The sequence below is a fragment of the Caulobacter sp. FV2ye17ST genome, assembly GCF_058680955.1.
In genome coordinates this window covers 3137755-3163429 of sequence record NZ_CM178727.1, presented here as the reverse complement: position 1 = coordinate 3163429, position 25675 = coordinate 3137755, and the positions used below count along the sequence as shown (strand labels likewise).

General features: G+C 67.8%; 24 protein-coding genes and 1 tRNA gene. 17 read left to right on the top strand and 8 right to left on the bottom strand.

Going from position 1 to position 25675, the window contains the following annotated elements; translation table 11 throughout:
• Positions 1 to 28 precede the first annotated feature (28 nt).
• The 8 genes from ccmI (at position 29) to ACW17V_RS15095 (ending at position 9479) form a co-directional block, all read left to right on the top strand.
• Entirely contained in the window at positions 29 to 1150 is a 1122-nt protein-coding gene (ccmI, locus tag ACW17V_RS15130) for a c-type cytochrome biogenesis protein CcmI (RefSeq protein ID WP_492105881.1), read from the top strand.
• A complete protein-coding gene (ccmE, locus tag ACW17V_RS15125) occupies positions 1147 to 1638 on the top strand; it encodes a cytochrome c maturation protein CcmE (RefSeq protein ID WP_492105880.1) in 492 nt (163 codons plus the stop codon). Before ccmI ends, ccmE begins: the two co-directional genes overlap by 4 nt.
• Positions 1635 to 3617, top strand: coding sequence for a heme lyase CcmF/NrfE family subunit (locus ACW17V_RS15120; RefSeq protein ID WP_492105879.1), 1983 nt, complete (start codon positions 1635 to 1637; stop codon positions 3615 to 3617). Before ccmE ends, ACW17V_RS15120 begins: the two co-directional genes overlap by 4 nt.
• A gap of 44 nt (positions 3618 to 3661) precedes the next feature.
• Positions 3662 to 4132, top strand: coding sequence for a cytochrome c-type biogenesis protein (locus ACW17V_RS15115; RefSeq protein WP_492105878.1), 471 nt, complete (start codon positions 3662 to 3664; stop codon positions 4130 to 4132).
• A 134-nt stretch (positions 4133 to 4266) separates the two neighbouring features.
• On the top strand, positions 4267 to 5838 hold the full coding sequence (locus ACW17V_RS15110) for a trypsin-like peptidase domain-containing protein (protein WP_492105877.1): 1572 nt from the start codon (positions 4267 to 4269) through the stop codon (positions 5836 to 5838).
• A gap of 188 nt (positions 5839 to 6026) precedes the next feature.
• Positions 6027 to 6698, top strand: a complete 672-nt coding sequence (locus tag ACW17V_RS15105) for a response regulator transcription factor (RefSeq protein WP_492105876.1) — start codon at positions 6027 to 6029, stop codon at positions 6696 to 6698.
• Between the two features lie 31 nt (positions 6699 to 6729).
• Entirely contained in the window at positions 6730 to 8136 is a 1407-nt protein-coding gene (locus ACW17V_RS15100; protein ID WP_492105875.1) for a sensor histidine kinase, read from the top strand.
• Positions 8137 to 8258: 122 nt separating this feature from the next.
• Positions 8259 to 9479, top strand: coding sequence for an FAD-dependent oxidoreductase (locus tag ACW17V_RS15095; RefSeq protein WP_492105874.1), 1221 nt, complete (start codon positions 8259 to 8261; stop codon positions 9477 to 9479).
• Here the strand turns inward: ACW17V_RS15095 and ACW17V_RS15090 are convergent.
• Positions 9449 to 10339: a M56 family metallopeptidase gene (locus ACW17V_RS15090; RefSeq protein WP_492105873.1), complete on the bottom strand. Its 891-nt coding sequence runs from the start codon at positions 10337 to 10339 to the stop codon at positions 9449 to 9451. The genes ACW17V_RS15095 and ACW17V_RS15090 overlap by 31 nt on opposite strands.
• Positions 10340 to 10470: 131 nt before the next feature.
• Between ACW17V_RS15090 and ACW17V_RS15085 the strand changes: the two genes are divergently transcribed.
• The 6 genes from ACW17V_RS15085 (at position 10471) to ACW17V_RS15060 (ending at position 17426) form a co-directional block, all read left to right on the top strand.
• Entirely contained in the window at positions 10471 to 13365 is a 2895-nt protein-coding gene (locus tag ACW17V_RS15085) for a bifunctional [glutamine synthetase] adenylyltransferase/[glutamine synthetase]-adenylyl-L-tyrosine phosphorylase (protein ID WP_492105872.1), read from the top strand.
• A gap of 148 nt (positions 13366 to 13513) precedes the next feature.
• The gene (locus tag ACW17V_RS15080; protein WP_492105871.1) at positions 13514 to 15178 is read left to right on the top strand and encodes an alkaline phosphatase family protein; all 1665 of its coding nucleotides are present in this window, start codon (positions 13514 to 13516) and stop codon (positions 15176 to 15178) included.
• Positions 15179 to 15341: 163 nt separating this feature from the next.
• Positions 15342 to 15776 (top strand): EF-hand domain-containing protein, encoded by a 435-nt coding sequence (locus ACW17V_RS15075; RefSeq protein ID WP_492105870.1) that lies wholly within the window; start codon positions 15342 to 15344, stop codon positions 15774 to 15776.
• 30 nt (positions 15777 to 15806) lie between these two features.
• Positions 15807 to 16367, top strand: coding sequence for an RNA polymerase sigma factor (locus ACW17V_RS15070; protein ID WP_492105869.1), 561 nt, complete (start codon positions 15807 to 15809; stop codon positions 16365 to 16367).
• A 13-nt stretch (positions 16368 to 16380) separates the two neighbouring features.
• A complete protein-coding gene (locus tag ACW17V_RS15065; RefSeq protein WP_492105868.1) occupies positions 16381 to 16809 on the top strand; it encodes a hypothetical protein in 429 nt (142 codons plus the stop codon).
• Complete coding sequence (locus ACW17V_RS15060) at positions 16806 to 17426, top strand: periplasmic heavy metal sensor (RefSeq protein ID WP_492105867.1); 621 nt, start codon at positions 16806 to 16808, stop codon at positions 17424 to 17426. Before ACW17V_RS15065 ends, ACW17V_RS15060 begins: the two co-directional genes overlap by 4 nt.
• A gap of 3 nt (positions 17427 to 17429) precedes the next feature.
• Here ACW17V_RS15060 and ACW17V_RS15055 read toward each other — a convergent pair whose 3' ends face one another.
• The gene (locus ACW17V_RS15055; RefSeq protein WP_492108811.1) at positions 17430 to 18500 is read right to left on the bottom strand and encodes a glycosyltransferase family 9 protein; all 1071 of its coding nucleotides are present in this window, start codon (positions 18498 to 18500) and stop codon (positions 17430 to 17432) included.
• A 199-nt stretch (positions 18501 to 18699) separates the two neighbouring features.
• On the opposite strand from ACW17V_RS15055, the gene msrP reads away from it, so the two are divergent.
• Positions 18700 to 19620, top strand: coding sequence for a protein-methionine-sulfoxide reductase catalytic subunit MsrP (gene msrP, locus ACW17V_RS15050; RefSeq protein WP_492105866.1), 921 nt, complete (start codon positions 18700 to 18702; stop codon positions 19618 to 19620).
• A complete protein-coding gene (gene msrQ, locus ACW17V_RS15045) occupies positions 19620 to 20258 on the top strand; it encodes a protein-methionine-sulfoxide reductase heme-binding subunit MsrQ (RefSeq protein ID WP_492105865.1) in 639 nt (212 codons plus the stop codon). Before msrP ends, msrQ begins: the two co-directional genes overlap by 1 nt.
• Positions 20259 to 20307: 49 nt before the next feature.
• On the opposite strand, the gene ACW17V_RS15040 is transcribed toward msrQ, so the two are convergent.
• From ACW17V_RS15040 to sfsA, 5 genes are all read right to left on the bottom strand, one after another.
• Positions 20308 to 21543, bottom strand: a complete 1236-nt coding sequence (locus tag ACW17V_RS15040; protein ID WP_492105864.1) for a dipeptidase — start codon at positions 21541 to 21543, stop codon at positions 20308 to 20310.
• A gap of 247 nt (positions 21544 to 21790) precedes the next feature.
• Positions 21791 to 22504 carry a RadC family protein gene (gene radC / locus ACW17V_RS15035; RefSeq protein WP_492105863.1) on the bottom strand — a complete coding sequence of 238 codons (714 nt, stop codon included), beginning with the start codon at positions 22502 to 22504 and terminating at the stop codon, positions 21791 to 21793.
• A gap of 60 nt (positions 22505 to 22564) precedes the next feature.
• Positions 22565 to 23395 carry a type I methionyl aminopeptidase gene (gene map / locus ACW17V_RS15030; protein ID WP_492105862.1) on the bottom strand — a complete coding sequence of 277 codons (831 nt, stop codon included), beginning with the start codon at positions 23393 to 23395 and terminating at the stop codon, positions 22565 to 22567.
• A gap of 126 nt (positions 23396 to 23521) precedes the next feature.
• On the bottom strand, positions 23522 to 23905 hold the full coding sequence (locus ACW17V_RS15025) for a hypothetical protein (protein WP_492105861.1): 384 nt from the start codon (positions 23903 to 23905) through the stop codon (positions 23522 to 23524).
• 79 nt (positions 23906 to 23984) lie between these two features.
• On the bottom strand, positions 23985 to 24686 hold the full coding sequence (sfsA, locus tag ACW17V_RS15020) for a DNA/RNA nuclease SfsA (RefSeq protein ID WP_492105860.1): 702 nt from the start codon (positions 24684 to 24686) through the stop codon (positions 23985 to 23987).
• A gap of 53 nt (positions 24687 to 24739) precedes the next feature.
• Between sfsA and ACW17V_RS15015 the strand changes: the two genes are divergently transcribed.
• Positions 24740 to 25507, top strand: coding sequence for a competence/damage-inducible protein A (locus tag ACW17V_RS15015; RefSeq protein WP_492105859.1), 768 nt, complete (start codon positions 24740 to 24742; stop codon positions 25505 to 25507).
• Between the two features lie 13 nt (positions 25508 to 25520).
• Here ACW17V_RS15015 and ACW17V_RS15010 read toward each other — a convergent pair.
• A tRNA-Leu gene (locus ACW17V_RS15010) sits at positions 25521 to 25604 on the bottom strand.
• Between the last annotated feature and the right edge of the window lie 71 nt (positions 25605 to 25675).

The window sequence follows — 25675 nt, the reverse complement described above, 5'->3', positions numbered from 1 at the left end:
GCGCGCATTCCCGGCTAACACGCGACGCATGATCGCTTTCTGGATCTCGGCGGCCGGGCTGTCGGCCGCGGCCGGCGCCCTGATACTGCGCGGCGCGGCGCGCGCGGGCGCAGCCGAAGGCGTCTCGACCGATCTTGACGCCCATAAACGCCAGCTTGGCGAGATCGACCGACTGGCCGAAGGCGGCCTGCTGGACGAGGCCGAGCGCAAGGCCGCGCGGGCCGAGGCGGCGCGTCGCCTGCTGGCCGCCGCCGACACCGCAGAGACCTGGTCCCCCGACGGCCGGGGATCGCGCCGCCTGGCCGTGACCGCCGCCGCTGTCGCGCCGCTGCTGGCCGTGGCGGTCTATGTGTTTATCGGCTCGCCCGGCTTTGACGATCAACCCTACGCCAAGCGGGTGGCGGCGTGGCGCGCCACCGATCCGGCCCAGCTGGATCCGCCGCGCATTGCCGCCGTGCTGGAGACCATCGCCGCCCAGCGCCCCAAGGACGCTGAGCCCCTCAAGCATCTGGCCCTGGCCCGCAGCGCTTCGGGCGACCTGGCCGGCGCCGAGCAGGCCCTGCGCCGCGCCGTGCGTCTGGCCCCGGGGCGCGCCGACCTGTGGACCGGGCTGGGCGAGACCTTCGTGGCCGAGGCGAACGGGGACGTCGGCCCCGACGCCAGGCTGGCCTTCCGCGAAGCCCTCAAGATCGACCCCAACAGCCTGTCGGCCCGCTACCATCTGGGCCGAGGCCGCATTGGCGACGGTGACGTGGCCGGCGGCCTTGCCGACTGGCGCGCCCTGGCCGCCAGCCTGCCGGCCGATGATCCGCGTCGCGGCGCGATGAACCGCGAGATCGCCCAGGTCGAGGCGGCCGGCGGCATTCCCGCTCCCCAGGCCGCGCCCGAGGAGAGCGCCCAGGTCCAGGGCATGATCGCCGGCATGGTCGAGGGCCTTGCCACGCGCCTGAAGACCTCGCCCGACGATCCCGATGGCTGGGTGCGGCTGGTGCGGGCCTATGCGGTGCTGGGCGAGACCGCCAAGCGCGACGCGGCCCTGGCCTCGGCCAGCCAGCGCTACGCTAGCCAGCCCAAGGTCCTGGCCGCCCTGCGCCAGGCCGCCCAGACGCCGCAGCAAACTAAGTCCGCCCCCCAAGGGGAGAACCAATGAGCTTCTGGCCGAAATCCCGCAAGGCGCGCCGCCGCCTGACCATCCTGCTGGCCATCGCCCCCGTGCTGGCCCTGGCCGTGGGTCTGGCGCTGTATGGCATGCGCGACGCCATCTCGCTGTTCTACACGCCCGCCCAGGCCCAGGAAGCCAAGGTGCCGGCCGGCCGCAAGGTCCAGCTGGGCGGCCTCGTGCAGGCCGGCAGCGTGATCAAGCACCCCGGTGGCGACGTGGAATTCGTGGTGGCTGACCACAAGTCGACGGCCCGGGTGAAGTTCCATGGCGACCTGCCTGACCTGTTCCGTGAAGGGCAGGGGATCGTGGCGCAGGGGGCGTTCGATGAGAGCGGCGTCTTCATCGCCAAGCAGGTCCTGGCCAAGCACGACGAGCGCTACATGCCGCGCGAAGTGTCCAAGGCCCTCAAAGAGCAGGGCGAATGGCGCGGCGAGGGCGCCGGCCCGCCGGCCTATGAGGGCAAGACCGCCCCATGACCGTTGAACTGGGCGCCTTCGCCCTCATTCTGGCCCTGATCCTGTCGGTCGCGCAGACCGGCCTGTCGGCCATGGCCGGCGTTCGGCGCGCGCCGATGCTGGCCGGCGCTGGCCGGGGCGCGGCCCTGGGCGCGTTCGGGGCGACAGCCATCACCTTCGCCTGCCTGGTCTGGGCCTTTGTGACCTCCGACTTTTCGGTCGCCAACGTCGCGTCCAACTCGCACACGGACAAGCCGCTGCTGTTCAAGGTGGCCGGCGCCTGGGGCAGCCATGAAGGCTCGATGCTGCTGTGGTGCCTGGTCCTGACCGGCTATGGCGCGGCCATGGCGCTGTTCGGCGCCAGCCTGCCACCCCGCCTGCGGGCCTATGCGGTGGCGGTGCAGGGCGCGCTGGGCGTGATGTTCCTGGCCTATACCGTCTTCGCCTCCAACCCGATGACCCGGCTGGGCGATGTGCCGATCGAGGGACGCTCGCTCAATCCGCTGCTGCAGGACTGGGCGCTCGCGGTGCATCCGCCGTTCCTCTACGCCGGCTATGTCGGGTTCTCGGTCGTCTACAGCCTGGCCATGGCGGCGCTGATCGACGGCCGGATCGACGCGGCCTGGGCGCGCTGGGTGCGGCCCTGGACCCTGGCGGCCTGGAGCCTGCTGACCATCGGCATCACGCTGGGCGCCTTCTGGGCCTATTACGAGCTGGGCTGGGGCGGCTGGTGGTTCTGGGACCCGGTCGAGAACGCCAGCTTCATGCCGTGGCTGATCGGCGCGGCCCTGCTGCATTCGGCCATCGTCATGGAAAAGCGCGGCGCCTTGCCGGGCTGGACCGCCTTCCTGGCCCTGGCGGCCTTCACCTTCTCGATGCTGGGCGCCTTCCTGGTGCGCTCGGGCGTGCTGACCAGCGTCCATGCCTTCGCGGTCGACCCCACCCGGGGCGTGCTGCTGCTGATCATGATGGGCGTCGCCGCCGGCGCCGGCTTCCTGCTGTTCGCCCTGCGGGCGCCGGCCCTGAACTCCGGCGGCCTGTTTGCTCCGGTCAGTCGCGAGAGCGCCATCGTGCTCAACAACATCGTGCTGTCGACCGCCACGGCCACCGTGCTGCTGGGCACCCTGTATCCGCTGATCCGCGAGGCGATCGACGGTGAGGCGGTTTCGGTGGGACCACCCTTCTTCAACCTGACCTTCACCCCGCTGATGCTGCTGGCCCTGGCCATCCTGCCGGCCGGACCGCTGCTGGCCTGGAAGCGCGGCGACGCTTCGGCGGTGATGCGCCGGCTGTGGGTGGCCCTGGCCGCCGCCGCCCTGCTGGGGCTGGTCGCCTATGCCGTGGTCACCCCGCGCAAGGCCCTGGCCAGCGCCGGCGTCGCCCTGGGCTTCTGGCTGATCGGCGGGGCGCTGGTCGAGCTGGCCGAACGCCTGAAGTTCCTGCGCGCTCCGATGGCCGAAGTCTGGCGGCGCGCCGTCGGCCTGCCGCGCGGCGCCTGGGGCACGACCCTGGCCCATGCCGGCATGGGGGTCTTCGTGCTGGGCGCCTCGTTCGAGACCGCCTGGCGGGTTGAGCAGGCCCAGGCCCTGAGCCTGAACCAGTCGTTCAAGCTGGGCGCCTATGAGCTGACCCTGACCGATGTCGGCACGGTCGAGGGACCCAACTATCTCGCCGAACGCGGCCTCGTGCGGATCACCGACGCCGCCGGCCGGTTGGTCTGCAAGGCGGAGCCCGAACGCCGCTTCTATCCCACCGGCGGCCAGACCACCTCCGAGGTCCATATCTGCCCCAAGGGCCTGGACGATCTCTACATCGTGCTGGGCGAGCGCCGGGCCGGCGAGGGCGGCAAGCCCGCCTGGCTGGTGCGCGCCTACGTCAATCCGTGGGTGCGGTTGATCTTCCTGGGCCCGCTTCTGATGGCGATCGGTGGGGCGGTGTCGCTGTCTGACCGCCGGCTGCGTCTGGGCGTCGGGCGCAAGGCGTCGGAGGCTCGGGCATGAAGCGGTTAAGGGCGCTGTTCGTCACCCTGGCCGCCATCGCCTGCATGGCCGCCGCGTCCGAGCCCAATGAGCGCCTGCCCGACCCGGCGCAGGAGGCCCGCGCCCGGGTGCTGTTCCGTGAAGTCCGCTGCCTGGTCTGCCAGAACGAATCGATCGACGATTCGCAGGCCGACCTCGCCGGCGACCTGCGGCGAATTGTCCGGCAGGAGATCGCCAAGGGGCGTAGCGATCGCGAGGTCCGGGCGTTTCTGGTGGCGCGCTATGGCGAGTTTGTTCTGCTCAAGCCGCCGTTTTCACCGGGCAATGTCGCGCTGTGGCTGGCTCCCTTGGGGATTCTGGCCATCGGCGGCGGGCTTATGGCGACGCTTCTGCGTCGGCGGCGCGAAGATGGCGCGGTCGAGCCAGACGAGACTGACGGCCTGTCTTCCGAAGAGGAAGCGCGTCTTGCGGCCCTGCTTGAAGACAAAGGCCACGATTGCGCCGAAAAGACGCCGCAAGAAGCACCTCCGGCGTGACGCAAAGATAATTCGAGAACCATTGCGCGTTACGCCATCACGACTAGGTTCTTCTGCGAAGCACGTTCTCGGCGCCGGGCGCCGAGGATGAAGAGGTCCCGGCGCACTGCGTCGTGGGTGAGGAAAGACAAGAGATGACCGCTAGGAAGTCGGGTTTCATTGTGGGCGCCGTTGCCGGCGCGGGCGTCGCCGCCGCCGCTCTGGCGGGCATGGGCATGCGGATGGGAACGGCCGGTGCGGCCGAGGCTCCCGCCGCGATCCGTGTTTCGACGGCCGCCGCGCCGTCCTTCGCGCCGCCGCCCGGCGCTCCGATGTCGTTCGCCGACATCTTCGAGAAGGTTTCCCCGGCCGTCGTCCAGATCGACGTGACCTCCAAGGCCAGCCCCGCGCGCGGCCTGCGCATCCCGGGCCTGGAAGGGTTCGACATCGTACCGCGCGGCCAGAAGCCGGGCGCCGAAGGTGAAGACGACACCCCCGCCGCGCCCAAGCAGCAGTCCTCGGGCTCGGGCTTCTTCATCTCGGCTGACGGCTACATCGTCACCAACAACCACGTCGTCGCCGACGCTGACGAGATCAATGTCGTCATGAAGGACGGCCGCCAGCTGAAGGCCACCGTCGTCGGTCGCGACGAAGGCACCGACCTGGCTGTGATCAAGGTCACCGATCCCAAGGCCAAGGGCGCGGCCTTCCCCTATGTCGATTTCGAGAACCAGGCCAAGCCGCGCGTCGGCGACTGGGTCATCACTATCGGCAACCCCTTCGGCCTGGGCGGCACCGCCACGGCCGGCATCATCTCGGCCTACAACCGCGACCTGGGCGACAGCTCTTCGCGGTTCGTCGACTACATCCAGATCGACGCGCCGATCAACCGGGGCAACTCGGGCGGTCCCAGCTTCGACATCTTCGGCCGCGTGATCGGCGTCAACACGGCGATCTTCTCGCCGACCGGCGGCTCGGTCGGCATCGGCTTCGCGATCCCTGCCGACGTGGCCGAGGCCACGGCCAAGCAGCTGATCGCCGGCGGCAAGGTCGTGCGCGGCTATATCGGCGCCAACATCCAGGACTTCTCCGAAGAGATGGCCGAAGCCCAGGGCATGCCCGACGTGAAGGGCGCCATCATCGCCGAGCTGGTCGCGGGCGCGCCCGCCGCCAAGGCTGGCCTGATGCCGGAAGACATCGTGACCGCCGTCAATGGCGTCAACGTCAAGAGCGGCTCGGAGCTGACCCGCGAAGTGGCCAAGGCCAAGCCGGGCGACGCCATCCGCCTGTCGATCCTGCGCGGCGGCAAGCCCCGCACGGTCGAGGTCAAGTCGGGCGTCCGCCCGGCCGAGGACGCCCTGGGCGCCAATGACAACGATAACGAGGACGGCGGCGCTCCGGCGACGCCCGACAAGCCCCAGAGCCAGAAGTTCGAAGCCCTGGGCCTGACCCTGGCCCCGCTGGATACGACGGCGCGCGCCACCTACAAGATCGCGCCCGAAGTGCGCGGCGTGCTGATCGCCGGCGTCAAGGCCGACTCCGACGCAGGCGAGAAGGGCCTTGTGAAGGGCGACGTCCTGTCCAGCGTCAATGGCGTGGCGGTCAACTCGACCGGCGAAGTGGCCGCCGCGATCTCGGCGGCCCAGAAGGGCGGCCGCACCAGCGTGCTGGCCAAGGTGGTCCGTCAGGGCCGCCCGGTCTTCGTGCCCCTGAAGATCGCCCCGTAGCCGCAAGCCAGGCAGCGCTGCGCAAGTTTAGTCCCGCTCCGGATTTTCCGGGGCGGGACTTCTTGTATCTGTCCAAGGTTTAAGGGACGGGCAGGCTCAAAACCGGTATCCATCGCCAAGGATCGCGTCCAAGGGTCGAATCGGGAGAACGTCAGTTTTCCGTTCGTGGGCGCATGAGGGATTGGCTGATGCGTATTCTGATTATCGAAGACGATATCGAGGCGGCGGGCGCGATGGCCCACGGCCTCACCGAGGCTGGCTATGACTGCGTCCACGCGCCCGATGGCGAAGCGGGCCTGCAGGAAGCCGGCAAGGGCGGCTTCGACGTCCTGATCGTCGACCGCATGATGCCCAAGAAGGATGGTGTCGAGGTCGTCGAGACCCTGCGCCGCGAAGGCGACAACACGCCGGTGCTGTTCCTGTCAGCCCTGGGCGAGGTCAGCGACCGCGTCGTGGGCCTGAAGGCCGGCGCCGACGACTATCTGGTCAAGCCCTACGCCTTCCCCGAGCTGATGGCCCGGGTCGAGGCCCTGTCGCGTCGTCGTGAGACTGGAGCCGTCGCGACGACCTTGAAGGTCGGCGAACTCGAGATGAACCTGATCAACCGCACCGTCCATCGCGCCGGCAAGGAGATCGATCTCCAGCCCCGCGAGTTCCAGCTGCTGGAATTCATGATGCGTCACGCCGGCCAGTCGGTGACCCGCACCATGCTGCTGGAGAAGGTGTGGGAATACCACTTCGACCCGCAGACCAATGTCATCGACGTGCATATCTCGCGCCTGCGGAGCAAGATCGACAAGGGCTTCGACCGGCCGATGCTGCAGACTGTGCGCGGCGCGGGCTACCGGCTCGATCCCTAGGAGATAGGGCGGTTCGCCGCCGAGACCCGTCATGCGTCTGCCGCGCCTTCTCCGTACCACGCCGTTCCGGCTGACCCTGCTGTTCCTGGCCCTGTTCGCGGCGGCCGCCAGCGCGTTCCTGGGCTATATCTATGTGGCCACGGCCGGCGAGGTGAACCGCCGCGCCGACGCCGAGATCAGCCGCGAGATGGAAAGCCTCGAGGCCGCCTATCGTCAGGGCGGCGTCAATGCGCTGAACCAGACCATCGTCGAGCGCGCCACCGGCGAGCGGCCGTTCCTGTATTTCCTGGCCGACAAGACCGGCAAGCGGATCTCCGGCTCGATCGAGGCCTCGCCGCTGGATGACTTCGAGGGCGACGGTCCCAGCTGGTCCAGCTTCAAGGTCACCGAGGTCGATCTCGACGGCGCCGAGGTGCGCAACGCCGCTCGTGGCGTGCAGGAGCGCCTGACCGGCGGCGAAGTGCTGTTCGTCGGCGCCGACGTGGCGGCGTCGGAGGGCTATGTCCGCAAGATCGTCCGGGCGCTGTGGGGCGCCGGGGCGCTGGTGATCATCCTGGGTCTGGCCGGCGGCGTCCTGATCAGCCGCAATGTCTCGCGCAGCATGCAGGGCTTGGTCGACCTGGTCGCCGCCGTGCAGGCCGGCGACCTGCACGCCCGCGCCAAGGTGCGCGGCGCGCGCGACGAGTATGACGAACTGGCCGAGGGCCTCAACGACATGCTCGACCGCATCGAGCGGTTGATGGGCGGCCTGCGCCACGCCGGCGACGCCATCGCCCACGACCTGCGCTCGCCTCTGACCCGCCTTCGCGCCCGCATGGAAGTGGCCCTGATCGACGCCGAGAACGGCAAGGGCGATCCGGTCGCGGCGCTGGAAACCGCCCTGCAGGACGCCGATGGCGTGCTCAAGACCTTCAACGCGGTGCTGGCCATCGCCCGCCTGCAGGCCGCCGGTCAGGCGCCCGACCAGCAGAGCTTCGACTCCTCGGAACTGGCCCGCGACATGGCCGAGCTCTACGAGTTCTCGTGCGAGGACAAGGGCCTGGACTTCAAGGCCGAGATCACGCCGGCCCTGCATATCCGGGGCAATCGCGAGTTCATCGCCCAGGCCCTGGCCAACCTGCTCGATAACGCCATCAAATATACTCCGTCGGGCGGGGCGATCATGCTGCGCGCGCGCCGCCGTTCGTCCGGCGAGCTGGAATTCTCGATCACCGACACCGGTCCCGGCGTGCCCGACGAGGACCGCGCCCGCGTCGTCCAGCGCTTCGTGCGCCTGGAGAACAGCCGCAGCGAGCCGGGCGCTGGCCTTGGCCTGTCGCTGGTCCAGGCCGTGGCCGCCTCGCACGGCGGCCGGCTGGAACTGGCCGAGGGGCCGGGCGAGTACAACGGCATGGGCCCCGGCCTGCGGGTCGCCCTGGTGCTGCCCCGGGTCGAATAGCGGGCAGGGCGCCGGTTTAGGCGGCGCAGTCCCTGTAACTGTGGACGAGCGCGGGTTCGGGGTCGAACCGCGTGCGGCCCTGGTCCAGGATGGCGCTCCACTCCACGGATGCGAGTACCGGCGTGACTTTCGAAATCGATGCGATCCGCAACCGCCGACGTGTCCTCGCCGGGCTTGGGGGGCTGGGGCTGTTGGGCGCTGCGGGTTGCGCGCCGGGCCAGATCGCGCGACCCGGGCTGGTCACGGGTCTTGGCGATTTCGACGCCGTCCCCCGCCTGGCGCCCATCCGGATGAAACCGGACCGCATCTCGAAGATCACGGTCTGCCTGCGCCCGTTTCGCAAGGCCGGGCCGCGTCTGGATGTCGAGACCGTCGGCGACAAGACCGTGGTCCACAACTATGGCCATGGCGGCAGCGGCTGGTCGCTGTCGTGGGGTTCGGGAACGATCGCGGCCAGGAACGCCATGTCGACCGGCGAACGCGACATCGCCGTGATCGGCTGCGGCGCCCTGGGCCTGACCACGGCCACCCTGCTGCGGCGGGCCGGGGCCAATGTCACCATCTATGCCAGCGAACGCATGCCCGACACCCGCTCGGCCCGGGCCACGGGCACCTGGTCGCCCGACTCCCGCATCGCCGCCGTGGGCTCGGCCGCGCCGGGGTTCGAGGCGCAGTGGGAGGAAATGTGCCGGACCTCCTACAAGGCCTACCAGACCTATCTGGGCATGGCGGGCAATCCGGTGGAATGGACCGACCGCTACACCCTGTTCGATGCGCCGCCGGGACCGGGGCGCGCCACGCCGCATGATCCGAACGGCGTGCAGTTCGTCGAATATGTCGAGCGGGTGCGGGACATCACGCCCCGGGGCATGGATCTGCCGGCGGGCAGCCATCCGTTCCCGACGCCCTATGCGCGGCGCGGCACGTCGATGCAGTTCAACATCGCCGAATACGCCCACCTGCTGATGACCGACTACCTGCTGGCCGGCGGCAAGATCGAGACCATGACCTTCCACACCCCCGCCGATCTTGCGGTGCTGAAGCAGAAGGTGGTGGTCAACTGCACCGGCTATGGCGCGCGGGCGCTTTGGAAGGACGAGAGCATCATCCCCGTGCGCGGCCAGATCGCCTGGCTGATCCCCCAGCCCGAGGTCAATTACGGCCTCTACTACAAGGGGGTGTCGATCCTGGCCCGGCGTGACGGCATCGTCGTCCAGCAGGTCGGTCAGACCGAGGCTTGGGGCTACAACGACGACAACGAGACGGCCAGCCGCAGCGAGGCCGAAGACGCGATCGCCACCATTGCGGCGCTCTACGGTCGGCCGAAGCCCCGGGCGGCCTGATCGGCGTACATCGCGTCCATATCGATCGTCGGCGCCAGATCGCTATAGACGATCCCGCGCGGGGCGATGGTCCAGACCGCCAGGAAGGTCGCCAGACCCAAGGCCGTAAGGGCGATGAAGCCGGCGATCTCGCGTCGGCGGCTGGGTTCAAGGCGACTCAGGAAACCGACGCGCAGAATCAACGGGTGCGCGCCCCAGCCGCAGGCCAGGGGCGAGGCTGCGCCAAAGGTCGACACCTTCAGAAGCGCCTTGGCGTAGTCGGCGCGGATATCGCTCTTCAGCGACAGCACCGTGGCGTCGCACGCCAGTTCCTGGTCAATGCGGGCGAATACAGCGCCGAGATGGACCAGAGGATTGCACCAGCCCAGGGCCCGGCAGCCGGCGATGGCCAGATTGGCGATAGGGTCGCCTCGACGGATATGCGTGCGCTCATGCAGCAGGATCAGGTCGCGCTCGCGGCTGTTGAACCGCGCCTCGAAGTCATGGGGCAGGATGATCCGGGGCCATAGGGAGCCCATCACGGCGGGGCCTGCCTTGCCTTTCGCCGCCGTCCGCCGGAAGGCGTGCTCCTGCCACAGCATGAAGCCGGCGAAGGCCGCGGCGCCGATAAGCCACCCCGCCAGAATCTTCATCGCCAGACCTGGCGCCAAGGGCGCGGTCGGCGCGCCGACTTCCAAGGTCTCAGCGAGGCTAGGAAAGACGCTGGCGACGGCGGCGACCGGCACGATCGCCCACAGCCCGTAGGCGAGGCGGGGCCCAAACAGCCGGCGAACCGGAATGCGGAGCAGCAGCGCCAGCACAACGCCCGCCGCCGCCGCGATCTGAACCCGGGTCAGCGCCAAGGCGAGCAGTTCGAGCATCATCGCGTTCCCCGTCCAGGCGCCGCCCCCGTTCGTGCTTGTCAGGTTCGACCCCGCAATGGTTACAAGTGTAATATCGCACGTCAAGCGTGCGTCTTGCCCAGGTCGCAACACCGGGTCACGGTGGCGGCATGACTCGCCTGCTCGAAAGCCTCACCCCCTGCGGCCCCATCGTTGATCCCAAGGCCGCCGAGCGCGCGCATGAGGCGATCCTCAAGCGGGTCGGCGAGGCGTCGACAAACATCGAGGCCGCCTGGCCGGCCCTGGCCCCGATATTCGCCGCTTCGCCCTATCTGGCCGGTCTGGCCCGCCGCGACGCCCGCCGCCTGCCATCGATTCTCAAGGCCGATCCGGGCGCGCGCCTGACGGAAATCCTCTCCGCCGCCGACGCCGTCGCCGCCGAACCCGACTTCGAAACCGCCCGGCGGGTTCTGCGCGAACTGAAGGCTGACCTGCACCTGCTGACCGCGCTGTGCGACCTGGGCGGCGTCTGGGATCTGGACGCGGTGACCGGCGCCCTGACGCGCTTCGCCGACGCCACCCTGCGGGCCGCCCTGGCCCAGGCCGTCCGGCTGGAGGTGGGGCGCGGCGCCCTGACCCATGTGGGCGACACCGAGGCCGGACCCGCGCCGGGCCTGTTCTGCATCGCCATGGGCAAGCACGGGGCCTTCGAGCTCAACTATTCCAGCGACATCGATTTCTCGATCTTCTACGCGCCGGAAAAGCTGCCGGTCGCCGATGGGGTCGAGCCGCAGGGCGTGGCGGTTCGCCTCGCCAACCACCTGGGGCGCATCCTGCAGGAGCGCACCGCCGACGGCTATGTCTTCCGCATCGACCTGCGCCTTCGCCCCGATCCGTCCTCGACCCCGCCGGCCATGCCCGTCGATGCGGCCATGGATTACTACGAGAGCGTCGGCCAGAACTGGGAGCGCGCCGCCCATATCAAGGCCCGGATCGCGGCCGGCGACCTCAAGGAAGGCGAGGCCTTCCTGGCTGGGCTGCAGCCCTTCATCTGGCGACGGAACCTGGATTTCGCGGCCATCGCCGACATCCACTCAATCAAGCGCCAGATCCATACCTACAAGGTCGATGACCGGCTGACCGCCAAGGGCGCGGATCTCAAGCTGGGTCGCGGCGGCATCCGCGAGATCGAGTTCTTCGTCCAGACCCAGCAACTGATCCTGGGGGGGCGGCAACCGGACCTGCGCGGCCCGCGCACGCTGGACGCCCTGCTGGCCCTGGCCGCCGCCGGCCACGTCACGCCCGAGGACGCCGGCTGGCTGGCCAAGGCCTATCAGGACCTGCGGGCGCTGGAGCATCGCGCCCAGATGATCGCCGATGACCAGACCCACAAGTTGCCGGAATCCGACACCGACCGGAAGAAGGTCGCGGCGCTCTGGAACCACGACAACCTGCGCAGCTTTGATGCGACCGTCGGCAAGATCCTGAAGGGCGTGAACCTGCGGTATGGCCGCCTGTTCGCCGGCGAGGAGGAGCTGTCCTCGCGCTTTGGCAGCCTGGTCTTCACCGGCGTCGAGGACGATCCGGAGACGCTCGCCACCCTCAAGCGCATGGGCTTTTCCAGCCCCGAGCGTGTCGCCGCCACCATTCGCAGCTGGCACCACGGTCGCATCGCCGCTACGCGCACCGAGCGGGGGCGCGAGCTCTTCACGCGGCTGGCGCCGCGCCTGCTGGACGCCGCCAATGCCACCGGCGCGCCGGACACCGCCTTCAACCGTTTCGCGGACTTCTTCGCGTTGCTGAGTTCCGGCGTGCAGATCCAGTCGCTGTTCCTGGCTCAGCCGCGGCTGTTCGAACTCATCGTCGAGGTCATGGCCTTCGCCCCGCGTCTGGCGGCCACCCTGGCGCGGCGTCCGACGGCGCTCGACGCCCTGCTGGACCCGGCTTTTTTCGGGCCCATGGCCGTTCCCGAAATCGCGCCCTGGGACCCTGAGGATTTCGAGGGCGCGATGAACGCCGCCCGGCGTCTCTTCCGTGATCAGAGCTTCCGGATCGGCGTGCGGGTTATGAGCGGCACAGCCGGGGCCAGCGACGCGGGCGCGGCCTTCGCGGGGCTGGGCGACCTGATCGTCGGGCGCCTGGCGCCCGCCGCCCTGGCGGAGACTGTGCGTATCGGCGGCGAGTTTCCCGGCGAGGTCGCCGTGGTGGCCCTGGGCAAGGCCGGCTCGCGCGAGATGACCGCCAAGTCGGACCTCGACCTGATGACGCTCTATGCGGTCGATGATCCCGCTGCCCAAGGGGGGGCGGTTTCGTCGATCAAGAGCTGGAGCGCTGACAGTTTCTACGCCCGCTTCACCCAGCGTCTGACGTCCGCCCTGTCTGCGCCGACAGGGGAGGGCACGCTCTATGAGGTGGACCTCAAGCTGCGGCCTTCAGGGACAAAGGGGCCGGTCGCCGTCAGTTTCGCCGCCTTCGAGGACTACTACGCCCGCGAGGCCGAGACCTGGGAGCTGCTGGCCCTGACCCGCGCCCGGGTGATGTGGGCCAGCTCGCCGGCCTTTCAGGCCCGCGCCGAGGCCGCCATAGAGGCTGCTCTGCGCCGTCCGCGTGATCCGGGGAAGACCGCCGCCGACGTGCTGGAGATGCGCGACCTGATGGAGCAGGAGCGCCCCGGCAAGGGCGTCTGGGACCTGAAGTTGACGCCGGGCGGTCTGGTGGACATCGAATTCGTCGCTCAGTTTCTGCAACTCAGGCACGCTGCCGACGGCGGCCCCCTGGCCCAGAATACCGGCGAGGCGCTGGCGGCTCTGAGAGCAGCGGGGCTGGCCGATGACGCGGCCCTGGCGTGTCTGGAGACGGCCTGGCGTCTTGAGCAGGACCTCTCGCAATTGATCAAGGTGGCGCTGGAGGATGGCGGCGATCCGGAGGCCGAGCCCAAGGCCTTCAAGGCGCTGCTGGCGCGGGCCGGCCACGTGCGCGAGTTCCGGTCGCTGAAGACCAAGCTGACCAAGGCCAAACTTGAGGCCCGGGCGGCGTTCGAGGCGGTGATGCGGGCGGAGAGGTGAGGGCGCGCAAGGCTTTCTGAGCCGTCAAAGGCGACAGTCGCAAAACTGCAAATGTGCCGTGGTAACTGGTCTATACCAATCACGACGGACGGTCGGCTCCAGCAGGATGTCCACGGTCCAGCGTGCTGGCCCGTTTTTGGAGCCTGTCATGACCAACCCCATCCGCGACCTCGTGACGTCGATCGCGCTCATCGCCGGACTGGCCAGCGCCAGCGGCGCCTTTGCCGCGGGGCCCCGGAAGGCCGAGCACGTGATCATTATCGGCGTGGACGCGCTCAGCCCGGATGGGGTGATGAAGGCCGAGACCCCGACCCTGCATGACATGATGAAGCACGGCAGCTGGAGCCTGCATGCACGAGGCGTCCTGCCCACCACCAGCGGCGCCAACTGGGCCTCCATCATCGACGGGGTCGGCCCCGAGCAGCACGGCGTCACCAGCAATGACTGGAAGGTGGGCGAGTTCAACTTCCCCGCCTCGGTGACCGGCTCGGGCGGCTTCTTCCCCTCGATCTTCCAGGTGCTGTTCGATCAGCAACCGCAGTTGGAGGTCGGCTCGATCTATCAGTGGGATGGATTTGGCAATCTCTACGACCACCGGTTCGTGGACTATGACGTCAACGGCAAGGACGAGGACGACACCGCCGCTCTGGCTGTCGCCTATATCAAGGCCAAGAAGCCCGGGTTCCTGTTCGTGCATTTCGATGATGTCGACCATGCGGGCCATGCCTATGGTCATGGCTCGCCGCGCTACTATGAGGCCGTGACCAAGGTCGATGCGCAGATCAAGGCGATCCGGCAGGCAACCGTCGATGCGGGCATCGCCGACGAAACGGTGATCCTGGTCACCGCCGATCATGGCGGCGTGGGCAAGGGGCACGGCGGCGAAAGCCTGGCCGAACTGGAAATTCCCTGGATCGCCTATGGCAAGGCCATCAAGCCGGGCGTCCAACTCGACCTGCCGATCAACACATTTGACACCGCGGCCACCGCCGCGTGGTTGCTGGGAGCCAAGATCCCCTATGCCTGGCTGGGCCGGCCGGTGACGCCCATCCTGAAGGGCGAAACGGCGCCCGAGCAGGCCTATCGCTCCAGCAGCTTCTACGCCGCGCCGGTGATCGAGCCGGCCAATGATGGGACGGCGACCTCAGGCGGGCTGTTCGTCGATCAAGCCGTGCAGATGACCATCCGCAACCCCAACCCCGAGGGCGAGGTCCGCTACACGCTGGACAATTCAATCCCCGCGCCCGGTTCCACGCTCTATGCCGGCCCGGTCACGATCACGCGCAACACGATCGTACGCGCTTCACTGTTCGTGGACGGCAAGGCCGCCAGCGTTCCGGCCACAGGCTATTTCCGGATCCTGGACCCGAAGACCTCCGGCGTGCGCGGCGTGACCTACAAGGTCTATCTGCTGCCGGAGGGGCCGGTACGGCTGCCTGATTTCACCCGGCTTGAACCTGTGGCCTCCGGCCTGGCCCATGAAATCTCCCTCACGGGCCTGAAGCTTCCCCGTGAAGACAGCATCGCCGTGGTGTTCGAGGGCGACCTCCAGATCGCAGCCGCCGGGGCCTATGGTTTCTCGCTGGCCTCGGACGACGGCAGCAAGCTGTATATCGACGGCAAGCTGGTGGTCGACAATGATGGCGACCACGGCGTGGTCACGGCCAATGGCGGCGTCGATCTGCAGCCCGGCAAGCACGCCATTCGGGTGGAATGGTTCAACGGCGGTGGCGGCGCCTGGCTGGGGGCCTATTTCCAGGGGCCCGGCCTTCCCCGTCAGTTCATCGACCCCAACCAGCTTACGCCGCGATAGGGAAGGCCTTTCGCACCTTGCCGGCTCGGGCCAAAACTATTGCGCGCGTGGTGTTCGAGACTGTCGTCCGCGCGAAAGTCTGAATCTCCGCGACGGAACTGCCGGACCCCTCCGTTCAACGGATCATGGGACGGGCTTTCAACGTCTTGGAGACGCAGATCACATGGTCAAACACGCACTGATCGCCGCTGCCGCGATTGTCATGCTGGCCGGCCCCAGCCTGGCCCAGCCCCGGGGCGCGGCCGCGCTCGACGCCAATGCCGACGGCAAGGTCACTCTCGCCGAATTCCAGGCCGGACGCGGCGGCCAGATGATGGTTCATCTTGACGCCGACAAGGATGGCAAGCTGTCGCGCGAAGAGTTCTCGGCCATGCGCAAGCCCAAAGCCGATGCTCCTCAGTCCGGCCCCGGCCGGGCCGGCCGGGGCGCCGAGCGGATGTGGTCGCGCGTGGATGCCGACAATGATGGCTTCCTGTCACGTGGCGAGATGGATGGCTTACTGGCCAACCGCTTCAAGCGCATGGACGCCGACAATGATGGTGTTCTGAGTCTGACGGAGTTGAAGACCGGCGCCGACAAGGCGAAGGTCGGAATCTGATTGATGTGTTCGCGCGCGGCGAGGTGAGGTTTGGCGGCCGAGGGGAGCGATCCCGACGAGGCGCTGCTGACAGGGGTAGGCCGGGGCGACCCGGCCGCCGTTCGCCAGTTGCTGGACCGACGCCTGCCGCGCGTTCTCGCCCTGGCTCGCCGGATGCTGAACGACGCCGGCGAAGCAGAGGATGTTGCGCAGGAGACTTTCCTGCGGGCCTGGAAACAGGCGCGCTCCTGGCGGCCGGGCGGGGCGAAGTTCGATACCTGGCTGCACCGGGTGGCGCTGAACCTCTGCTACGATCGCCTGCGTCGCCGCCGCGAGGTGGTTACGGCCGAGCCGCCGGAGCAGGTCGACACTGGTCCGGCGCCGGACGCCGGCCTGCTGGGCGCGGACCTGTCGCGACGGGTCGAGGCGGCGCTTGCGGCCTTGCCCGCGCGCCAGCGCGAAGCCATCGTGCTGTGCCATCATCAGGGCCTGGGCAACATCGAAGCCGCTGCGTTGATGACGATCAGTGTCGAGGCGCTGGAAAGCCTGCTGGGGCGGGGGCGACGTGCGCTCAAGGCCTCGCTCGCCGATCTGGCGGGGTCCGGGCGATGAAGGAGATGGCGTCATGACCATGACCGTCGAACGGTTCGCCGACCTGGCCGAGATCTATGGCGGTGACGTGGCCCGCTGGCCGGAGGCCGAGCGCGAGATCGCGCGCGCCCTGCTGGCCGCCGAACCCGTGCGTCTGGAAGCGGTGCTGGCCGACGCCGCGCGACTGGATCGTCTGCTCGACCTCGCGCCCGCTCAGTCCGCCGATGCAGCCCTGCTGGGGCGGCTGATCGTGGCGGCCCCACGGCCAGCCAGCACGGTTCAGCGCTGGCTGGCCGGCGCCGGCGCCGCCCTTGGCCTGGGCGTTGCAGCTCTGGCGGGTGTCGCGGTCGGCGTGATGATCGGCCAGGCTGATCATGGGCGTCCGCCTCAGGGTCAAAGCGTGATCGCCACCGACTTCACCGCAGACCTTTCCGAGGCCCTCCAGGAGCCCGCCGCCCTATGACCTTGTCCCGTTCGCTGCTGATCGGCCTGATCGTCTCGGCGGCGCTCAATGTGTTCCTCGTTGGCGGTGTCGTAGGCGTGCTGTTGGTGCGCCAGGCTCCGTCGGCGCAGGTTGGAATGCCGGGGTCGACGCGGGCCGAGCTTCCTTCATCGCCTCCTATGGCCGCGCCGACAGTGACTGTGGACGAGGTCGCGCAGACGCCACTTCAGCCGAGGTCGCCGGCATGGGTACGGCCATCTACCGCCGCTGGCGTACCGCCGGGCGAAATGCCTGCGCGGCCACAGTTGTGGACTGCTGGCCAGGGTCTGTCGCAAGAGAGTCGCCAAAAGCTGAGGCGAGCTTTGCGCGAGGCCAATCGAAGCAATCAGCCGATCGTCAGGCAGGCTCGCGCCGAACGGCAGGCCGCGCTGCTGGCTTTTAAGGCTGTGCCATACGATTCGGCTGTGGTCGGCCAGCATCTGGCCACAGCCCGGACGCTTGATGGTCGAGCGCGAACGAATGTCGAAGAGGCGCTTGCGGCTTTTGCGACGAGCTTGTCGGCGGAAGAGCGAGCCGCTTTGGCCGAGGGCCTAAAGCGAGTTTATGCACCGCGCGCCCAGCCAGAGGCTACGCGCTAACCTTCAGTTTCCGGCCAAGGCGTGAACGTCGCCCACGAGGCGGTCCAGCGTTGCCGACCAGTCTGCGTCTTCCAGGCCACGCCGATAGAGGCGCAGGCTGGGATACCACGGCGAGTCGTTTCGATCCCGCAACCAGCGCCAATCCGTCCCCAAGTGCGGGAGCAGGACGAAGCATGGGCGGCCCAGCGCGCCGGCCAAGTGTGCGACAGAGGTGTCGACGGTGATCACGAGGTTCAGCTGATCTATGATCGCGGCGGTTTCCGCGAAATCCTGGGCGCCGGTTTCAGCGGGATCCAGGCCCAGCACATGGCCCGGCAGGCTGGTGCGTAGCTGGGCCGCAACCTCTGGCGGAAGCGACCGGTTCGCGTCGTTGCTGTGGTGAGGGTTGCCGCGAAGCTGGACACCGATTTTGAAGCCCGGCGGAAGCCCCGGCGCGCTGGCGGGCGTGCGTAGGTAGGGCTGCGCCGGAAGAGTTTCCAGGGTTACGCCCAGACGCCCCACCAGTCCGCCGGCCATCGCCCAGAAATCAGGATCCGGGAACTCGACGGCGCCGACTGCGGCGACAACATTGGCGCCGGGAAAGCTGTGTTCGAACAGTCTGACCAGTTCCGCCCTGGTTAGCAGGATTACCTCTGCCCCAGCAGTCTGCATTTGCGGGACGAACCTGGCGAACTGGATGTGATCGCCAAAACCCTGTTCGGGAAAGATCGCGATCCGTTTGCCCGTCAGATCCTCACCATTCCATTGGGGAAAAGGGAAGGCCGTGGCGCTTGGCAAGGCCAGAGCCGGCACCTCGTGTCGCGACTCGTAATGCGTCCAGCCTTCCGCGTACTGGCCTTGGGCCATCAGGTTCACCGCCAAGGCCTGCCGGATAGGCGCCAGATCGGGCCTCAGGCCCAAGGCGCGGCGCAGGATTTGCTCTCCCTCTTCGAGCGCGCCGATCTGATTGAGGGAAACGCCAAGACTGAGAAGAAGATCGGCGTTTTGTGGCTCGACGCGGGCCAGGTCCCGGAAGATTGCCGTTGCCTCGACGAGCTTACCGGCCAAGCGCAACGCGACGGCGTCGGCGAGCATGTCGGCCAAGCTTCTTGAACTCATTATCTTCCGTCTCTCGGCGATGGACACCCCGTTGGGGCGGGAAAGCTGCGGCAATGTCAACCTCGTGGCTTGACTGCTTGGTTTCGGCCAGCAACCCGATCGAAAATCATCATCGGGCGTAACCAATCGGCGAGGTCGTGCGTATCTTCGGTAAGACCTTGCACCGGAGCCCGCCATGCTGATCCGCAACGCCCCCGACCTGACCGAGAACGAGGTCACCGATCACGGGCTCTATCTCCGGCGACGGGAATTCATCGGCGGCGCGGCGGGGCTCGGGTTGACCGGGCTGGCGGGCGTGGCTGGCGCGGCGCCGCTGAACTATTCCAGGGGCTTTTCCACCACCGAGAAGCCGACGCCCAAGGAAGACGTCACCACCTACAACAACTTCTATGAGTTCGGCGTCGACAAGGGCGATCCCGCCGAAAGCGCCGGCAAGCTGAAGACCCGGCCCTGGACGGTGCGGATCGACGGTGAGTGCGAGGCGCCCCGCACGGTCGGGATCGACGACCTGATCGCGCAGAACAAGCTGGAAGAGCGCATCTATCGCATGCGCTGCGTCGAGGGCTGGTCGATGGTGATCCCGTGGGTGGGCTTTCCGCTCAAGGACCTGATCGCCTCGGTCAAGCCGACCTCCAAGGCCAAGTATGTGGCGTTCGAAACCCTGATGCGGCCGTCGGAAATGCCGGGTCAGGCCTGGAACGTGCTGGAGTGGCCCTATCGCGAGGGCCTGCGCATCGACGAAGCCACCCACCCGCTGACCCTGTTGGCGGTGGGCCTGTATGGCGAGACCCTGCCCAACCAGAACGGCGCGCCGCTGCGGCTGGTCGTGCCCTGGAAATATGGCTTCAAGGGCATCAAGTCGATCGTGCGGATTACCCTGACCGACAAGCAGCCGCGCACGGCCTGGAACATCTCGGCGCCGCGAGAGTACGGCTTCTATTCCAACGTCAATCCAGCCGTGGATCACCCCCGCTGGTCACAGGCCAGCGAGCGCCGCATTGGCGAGTTTCGCCGTCGCGAGACCCTGCCGTTCAACGGCTATGGCCAGTATGTCGCCGACCTGTATCGCGGTATGGACCTGAAGAAGAACTTCTGATGGACCAGAGCGTCGCCGCGCCCCGCGCCGCCAGCCGGCGCAAGCGCCCGTCCAAGCTGCAGGACAATCTGGTCTACGGCCTGGTCTGGCTGGCCTGCTTCGCGCCCCTAGCCTGGCTGGCTTGGAAGGGTTTCAACGGCGATCTGGGCGCCAATCCGATCGAGAAGCTGATCCGTCAGCTGGGTGTCTGGGGCTTGCGGCTGCTCCTGGTTGGCCTGGCGATCACGCCGGCGGCGCGGCTTCTGAAGATGCCGCGACTAGTGCGTTTCCGGCGCACGGTGGGGCTTTTCGCGTTCAGCTATATCGTGCTGCATCTATCGACCTATGTCGGCGTCGACCTGTTCTTCGATTTCGATCAGCTGTGGAAGGACATCCTCAAGCGGCCCTTCATCACCCTGGGCATGGGCGCGTTCGTGCTGTTGATTCCGCTGGCCGTGACCTCGACCAATGGCTGGATCATCAGAATGGGACGGGCCGCGTGGCAGCGACTGCACTGGCTGATCTACCTGATCGTCCCGCTGGGCGTGGCCCACTACTACCTGCTGGTGAAGGCCGACCATCGGCCGCCGCTGATCTATGCGGCGCTGTTCGCGGTGCTGATGGTCTGGCGCGTCTGGGACAAGCTTCGGCGGGCCTAGTGCCGCGCCTACCCCCTCCGGACTGACCGAAGGGGGCAGGTGTTCTGGCCTATTTTGCCGCCACGCTCTTGGCGTAGGCTTGAGCCTGTCCGACCAGCCGCAGCACATTGCCGCTCCAGATCGCCTCGATGTCGGCGTCAGAATAGCCTTCGGCCTTCAGGCGCGCGGTGATCTTGGGCAGGTCGGCCACGTCTTCCAGGCCCTCGACACCGCCGCCGCCGTCCCAGTCGGCGCCGACGCAGACGCCCTTGGGCCCGGTGATCTTCAGGGTGTGCAGCATGCTGGCCATGAAGATATCGAAGTTGGCGCGGGTCGGCGGGTACTGCTTGTCGATCGCGACGCGCTTGGCCATCCAGGCGACCACGTCGGCCTGGGTGGCTTCGTCGCGCGGCGGACGTCCAAGGCCCTCCAGCGCGGCCTTTCGCTCGGGGCTCGGGGCGGCCGAAGCGATCAGATAGACGGAATTGATGCAGATCGCGCCGCCGCTGTCGCCGATTTGCTTGATCAGGGCGTCGTTCAGATTGCGGGGGTGATCGAAGACCGCCCGGGCCCCGCTATGCGAGGCGATCACCGGGGTCTTCGACAGGGCCACCGACTGGCTGACCACGTCGTCAGACGCATGGCTGACATCGACCAGCACGCCCAGTCGATTGGCCTCGGCGAGCCAACGCAGGCCCAGCGGCGAATAACCGTTCCAGATCTTGCCCTTCGGGTCGGTGGAACTGTCGGCGAATTGGTTGTTGCGGAAGTGAACCGGCCCGGCCATCCGCACGCCGGCCTGATAGAAGGTCTGCATCAGGGTGAGGTCCTCACCCATCGGCCAGCTGTTCTCGATGCTCTGATAGACGAACGACTTGCCGCCCTTGCTGATGCGGGCGGCGTCCTCGGCCGTGAAGGCCAGTTCGAACTTGTCGGGGTGGGCGGCGACCATCTCGCGGATGTCGACGGCGCGTTTCAGGGCGAAGTCGCGGGCGTAGCGATAGCCCTCGGCGGTCAGGTCGCCCTGGCCGGTATAGATCACGTAAAAGCCGCCATCGAGGCCACCGGCCTTCATGCGCGGCAGGTCGACCTGGCTGCCGTCCAGAGTCACCGCGTGACTGTCCAGCATGCTCCAGCCGGGGCGTCCGAAGTGCTCGGGTGTGTCCAGATGGGTGTCGAGCGTCAGCATCTTCTGGTGAGCGGCCATGTCGGCCTTGGACACGGTCGGTGTGGGCGGGGCCGCGTGGGCGACCGTGGCCAGCAGGGCGGCGGAGCCTAGAAGGGCGGTCAGCAGGCGATAGGGCATCGAGGCTCCGAACATGGGACGCGGACTGGAGCGACCACGCTCACGGATGGCCGCGGGCGCGTCAAGGTGAAGCCTGCGCGAGGGGAGCAGATCAGCCCTCGCGCCCTGTCAGGGTCGGGCTATGCTGAAGTGACGGGCGCTGGAGGAGAAGGCCGATCCGGACATGCGACGGTCGGCGCGCCGTGTTGCGCTGGAGCCCAGTACTAGGCCGAACACCGCGCTGAAGGCGAAGACCCGCACGCGACGTTCAGATCAGTCCAAGGGCCTTGAAGCTTGCCACGCCCTCGCGACCGACGACCAGATGGTCGTGAACATTGATCTTCAACGCCCGGCCGGCGTCGATGACCTGCTTGGTCATGTCTATGTCCGGTCTGGATGGCGTCGGGTCCCCTGAGGGATGGTTGTGCAGGAGGATGATGTTGCTGCTGGAAAGCTCCAGCGCCCGCCGCATCACCTCGCGGGGATAGACCGGGGCGTGATCGACCGTGCCGCGGTTCATGATCTCGTCGGCGATCAACTGGTTCTTCTTGTCCAGAAACAGCACCCGGAACTGTTCGCGCGGCTCGTTGGCCAGGGCGACGCGCACATAGCCCAGCAGAGCGCTCCAGGACGAGATCACCGGACGCCTGGCGATCTTGTCGCGACCGGCCCGCATGGCCGCCTCATGCAGCAGCTTGATGTCGATGGCGGCGGTCTCGCCAATCCCCGGCACGGTCTTGAGTTCATCGATCGAGGCGCTGATCACTGCGCCGAACGAACCGAACCGCGCCAGCAGCGCCTTGGCGCGCGGCTTGACGTCGCCCCGCGCGAAGGTGCGGAACAGATAGAGCTCGAGCAGCTCATAATCAGGCAGGGCGACCAGCCCTCCGGCCCTGGCCCGCGTGCGCAGGCGTTCGCGGTGGCCCATGTGATGGGCTGCCGGCGTCATGTCGGATACGCCTAGGGATCGCGCGCTGACCATACCACCCCCGAGTCAGGAGCGAGTATTTGGCCTTAACACCTCAGGGTTGTCGAGCGCTGATCAGCTTCCCAGCACCAGCGGCTGGAACAGGCCCGCCGGCGAGGCGGTGAAGACCTCGTAGCCGTCTTCCGTCACGCCGATTGAATGCTCGCACTGGGCCGACAGCGACTTGTCGCGGGTTACGGCGGTCCAGCCGTCGCCCAGCACCTTGACCGCCGGCTTGCCCAGATTGACCATCGGCTCGACGGTGAAGAACATCCCCGGCTTCAGCACCGCGCCCTGACCCGGGCGGCCAAAGTGCAGGATATTGGGCGCGTCGTGGAACACCTTGCCCAGGCCGTGGCCGCAGAAATCGCGGACCACGCTGCAGCGCTGCGCTTCGACGTAAGACTGGATGGCATGGCCGATGTCGCCCAGCGTCGCGCCGGGCTTCACGGCGGCCAGACCGCGCGCCATGCCTTCATAGGTGATGTCGATCAGGCGGCGGGCGCGCGGGCCCACCTCGCCGACGCCATACATGCGCGAGGTGTCGCCGTGCCAGCCGTCGACGATCACGGTGACGTCGATATTGACGATGTCGCCCTCGCGCAGCGCCCAGTCGCCTGGGATGCCGTGGCAGACCACGTGGTTGCGCGAGATGCAGACCGTCTTGGGATAGCCGCGATAGAACAGGCAGGCGGGCAGGGCGCCGGCGTCGAGAATGAACTCTCGGGCCAAGCGGTCCAGTTCGTCGGACGACACGCCGGGGACCACATGCGGGATCAGCATGTCCAGGCATTCGGCGGCCAGCTTGCCGGCGCGGCGCATGCCTTCGAAGTCTTCGGCCTTGTGGATCTTGATCGCGCCCGTGCGGGTCTCGGCTTCGATCTCTAGGGTGTCGTCAAGGGTCATGGCGTACTCGAATGTCAGACCGCCATGGCCCGGGGGGAGCGGGCGCCGCGCCAACGAAACGGCGGGGCAGGCGGATGTCGTCTGGGCTTATGTCGCCACTATAGCACCAAAGTTCAACGCCCGCCGCTATGGTCTGCTGCGACGCACCTCATTGCCGGCCGATTTGACCTCCTTGACGAAGGTTGCATCCAGCGTCGTGGGCTGGTCGCGCCGCACATGGCAGACCCCCTGGTAACGCGTCACCCGGCCGGACTTCTTTTCCGTGACGTCGGCCGTGAACTTCACGTCCCACTCGCCCGGCTTGCCGATAGCGACCGGATCCATGTCGTTGGAGGTCACGCCGGATATGTCGTCCAGGCCGAACTTGGCCTCCAGCTTGTCGGTGCAGGCCTTGAAGGCGAAGACCGCCCGCATGGCCGTCATCGCCCCGCTTTCCTTGCCGTCCGAAGATGCGCCGCACCCAGAGAGAGCCAGGACGGCGCACAGGGCCGTCAGGGTCGAGAATTTCATGTACGGCGGTCCCCCGAAGTTCGAGGCGCAGGGTTAGTCAGCTGCGAGCCGATTGCAGCTTAATTCGCCGTCATGTCGGTTAAGGCGCCAGCGGAATGCGTCGCGTGATGCGGACGCCCTGGGTCGTCACATCGCACGCATAGACCAGCACCTCGACCCCGGCCCGGGCCGCTTGCGTGAGACCGCGCGCGAAGGCCGGATCGAGATCTTCGCAGGCGCTGAAGCTTTCGCAGTCCATCCGCTGCACCACAAACAGCGCCACCGCCCGATCTCCGGCCGCCACCTGCGCCGCCAGATCTCGCAGGTGCCGGGTCGAGCGCGCCGCCACGCAGTCGGGGAACTCCGCCAGGCCTGGCGTGCGAGACAGGTGGACATTCTTGACCTCCAGCCAGCAGGGCGGTCGGTCGGGATGGGTCAGCAGGAAATCCACCCGGCTGGCCTCGGCATATTTCACCTCGGGCCGTACGGTCGCATAGCCGGAAAGCTCGGGGATGGCGCCGTTGGCCAGGGCCTCGGCGACCAGCCTGTTGGGCAGCATGGTATTGACGCCGACCAGACCCCCGTTGGCCTCCACCAGCTGCAGCGTCCAGGGCAGCTTGCGCTTGGGATCGTCCGACCACGACACCCAGGCGCCCTGTCCCGGCAGGTTCACGCCCAGCATGGCGCCGGGGTTGGGGCAGTGGGCGGTGATCGCTCGGCCATCGTCCAGCACCATGTCGGCGAAAAAGCGCTTGTAGCGCTGGACGAGGCGGCCGCGAACGAGCGGTTGCGGGAGCAGCATGGCGGCCCTAAGTCGGATCGGAGAACGATGAAGCGATGTAGGGGAGCGCGGCGATGACGGCCAGCAAGGATCGGGTGACGGCGGCGGTGCTGATCATCGGCGACGAAATCCTGTCGGGGCGCACCCAGGACGTCAATCTCAGCGCCATCGCCAAATATCTGGCCACCTATGGCGTCGATCTGGCCGAGGCGCGAGTGGTGCCTGATATCGAGCAGGAGATCGTCGATGCGGTCAACGCCCTGCGCACCCGCTACGACTATGTCGTCACGACCGGCGGCATCGGTCCGACCCACGACGACATCACCGCCGACTCTATCGCCAAGGCTTTCGGTGTGACGGCGCCCGAGCATCCCGAGATCATGGCCCTCCTGCGCGAGCGCTGGGGCGAGCCCAACGCCGCCCGGCGCCGCATGGCCCACGTGCCCGAAGGCGGAACGCTGGTGAAGAACCCCGTGCAGGGGCCGCCCGGTTTCCAGATCGAGAACGTCTTCGTCCTGGCCGGGGTGCCGGCGATCATGCGCGGCATGCTGGGCGATGTCGGCCCGCGCCTGCGCACCGGGGCGGTGGTGATCAGCAGGACTGTCCGCGTCACCGGCTCGGGCGAGGGTCTGATCGCGGCGCCTCTGGAGGCCGTCGCCAAGGCTCATCCCGACATGTCGCTGGGCAGCTATCCCTTCTTCAGCCCGCCCGACGTCTATGGCGCCAACCTGGTCGTGCGGGGCCGTGATCCGGTCGAGGTGGATGCGGCTGTCGAGGAACTGGTCGCCGCGCTGACGGAGGCTGGCGCGGCCAATATCGAGAAGATCGCGCCGGAAGCCTGATCTTTCCCAGGCCTGGTAGGGACAGTGGGACTCGAACCCACACGGATTGCTCCAACGGATTTTAAGTCCGGCGCGTCTACCATTCCGCCATGTCCCCGCAGCCCGTGGCGTAAGGGTTTTCGGCCCTAATCACAAGGCGTTTGCCGATGTGAGAAAGGGAACGATCCG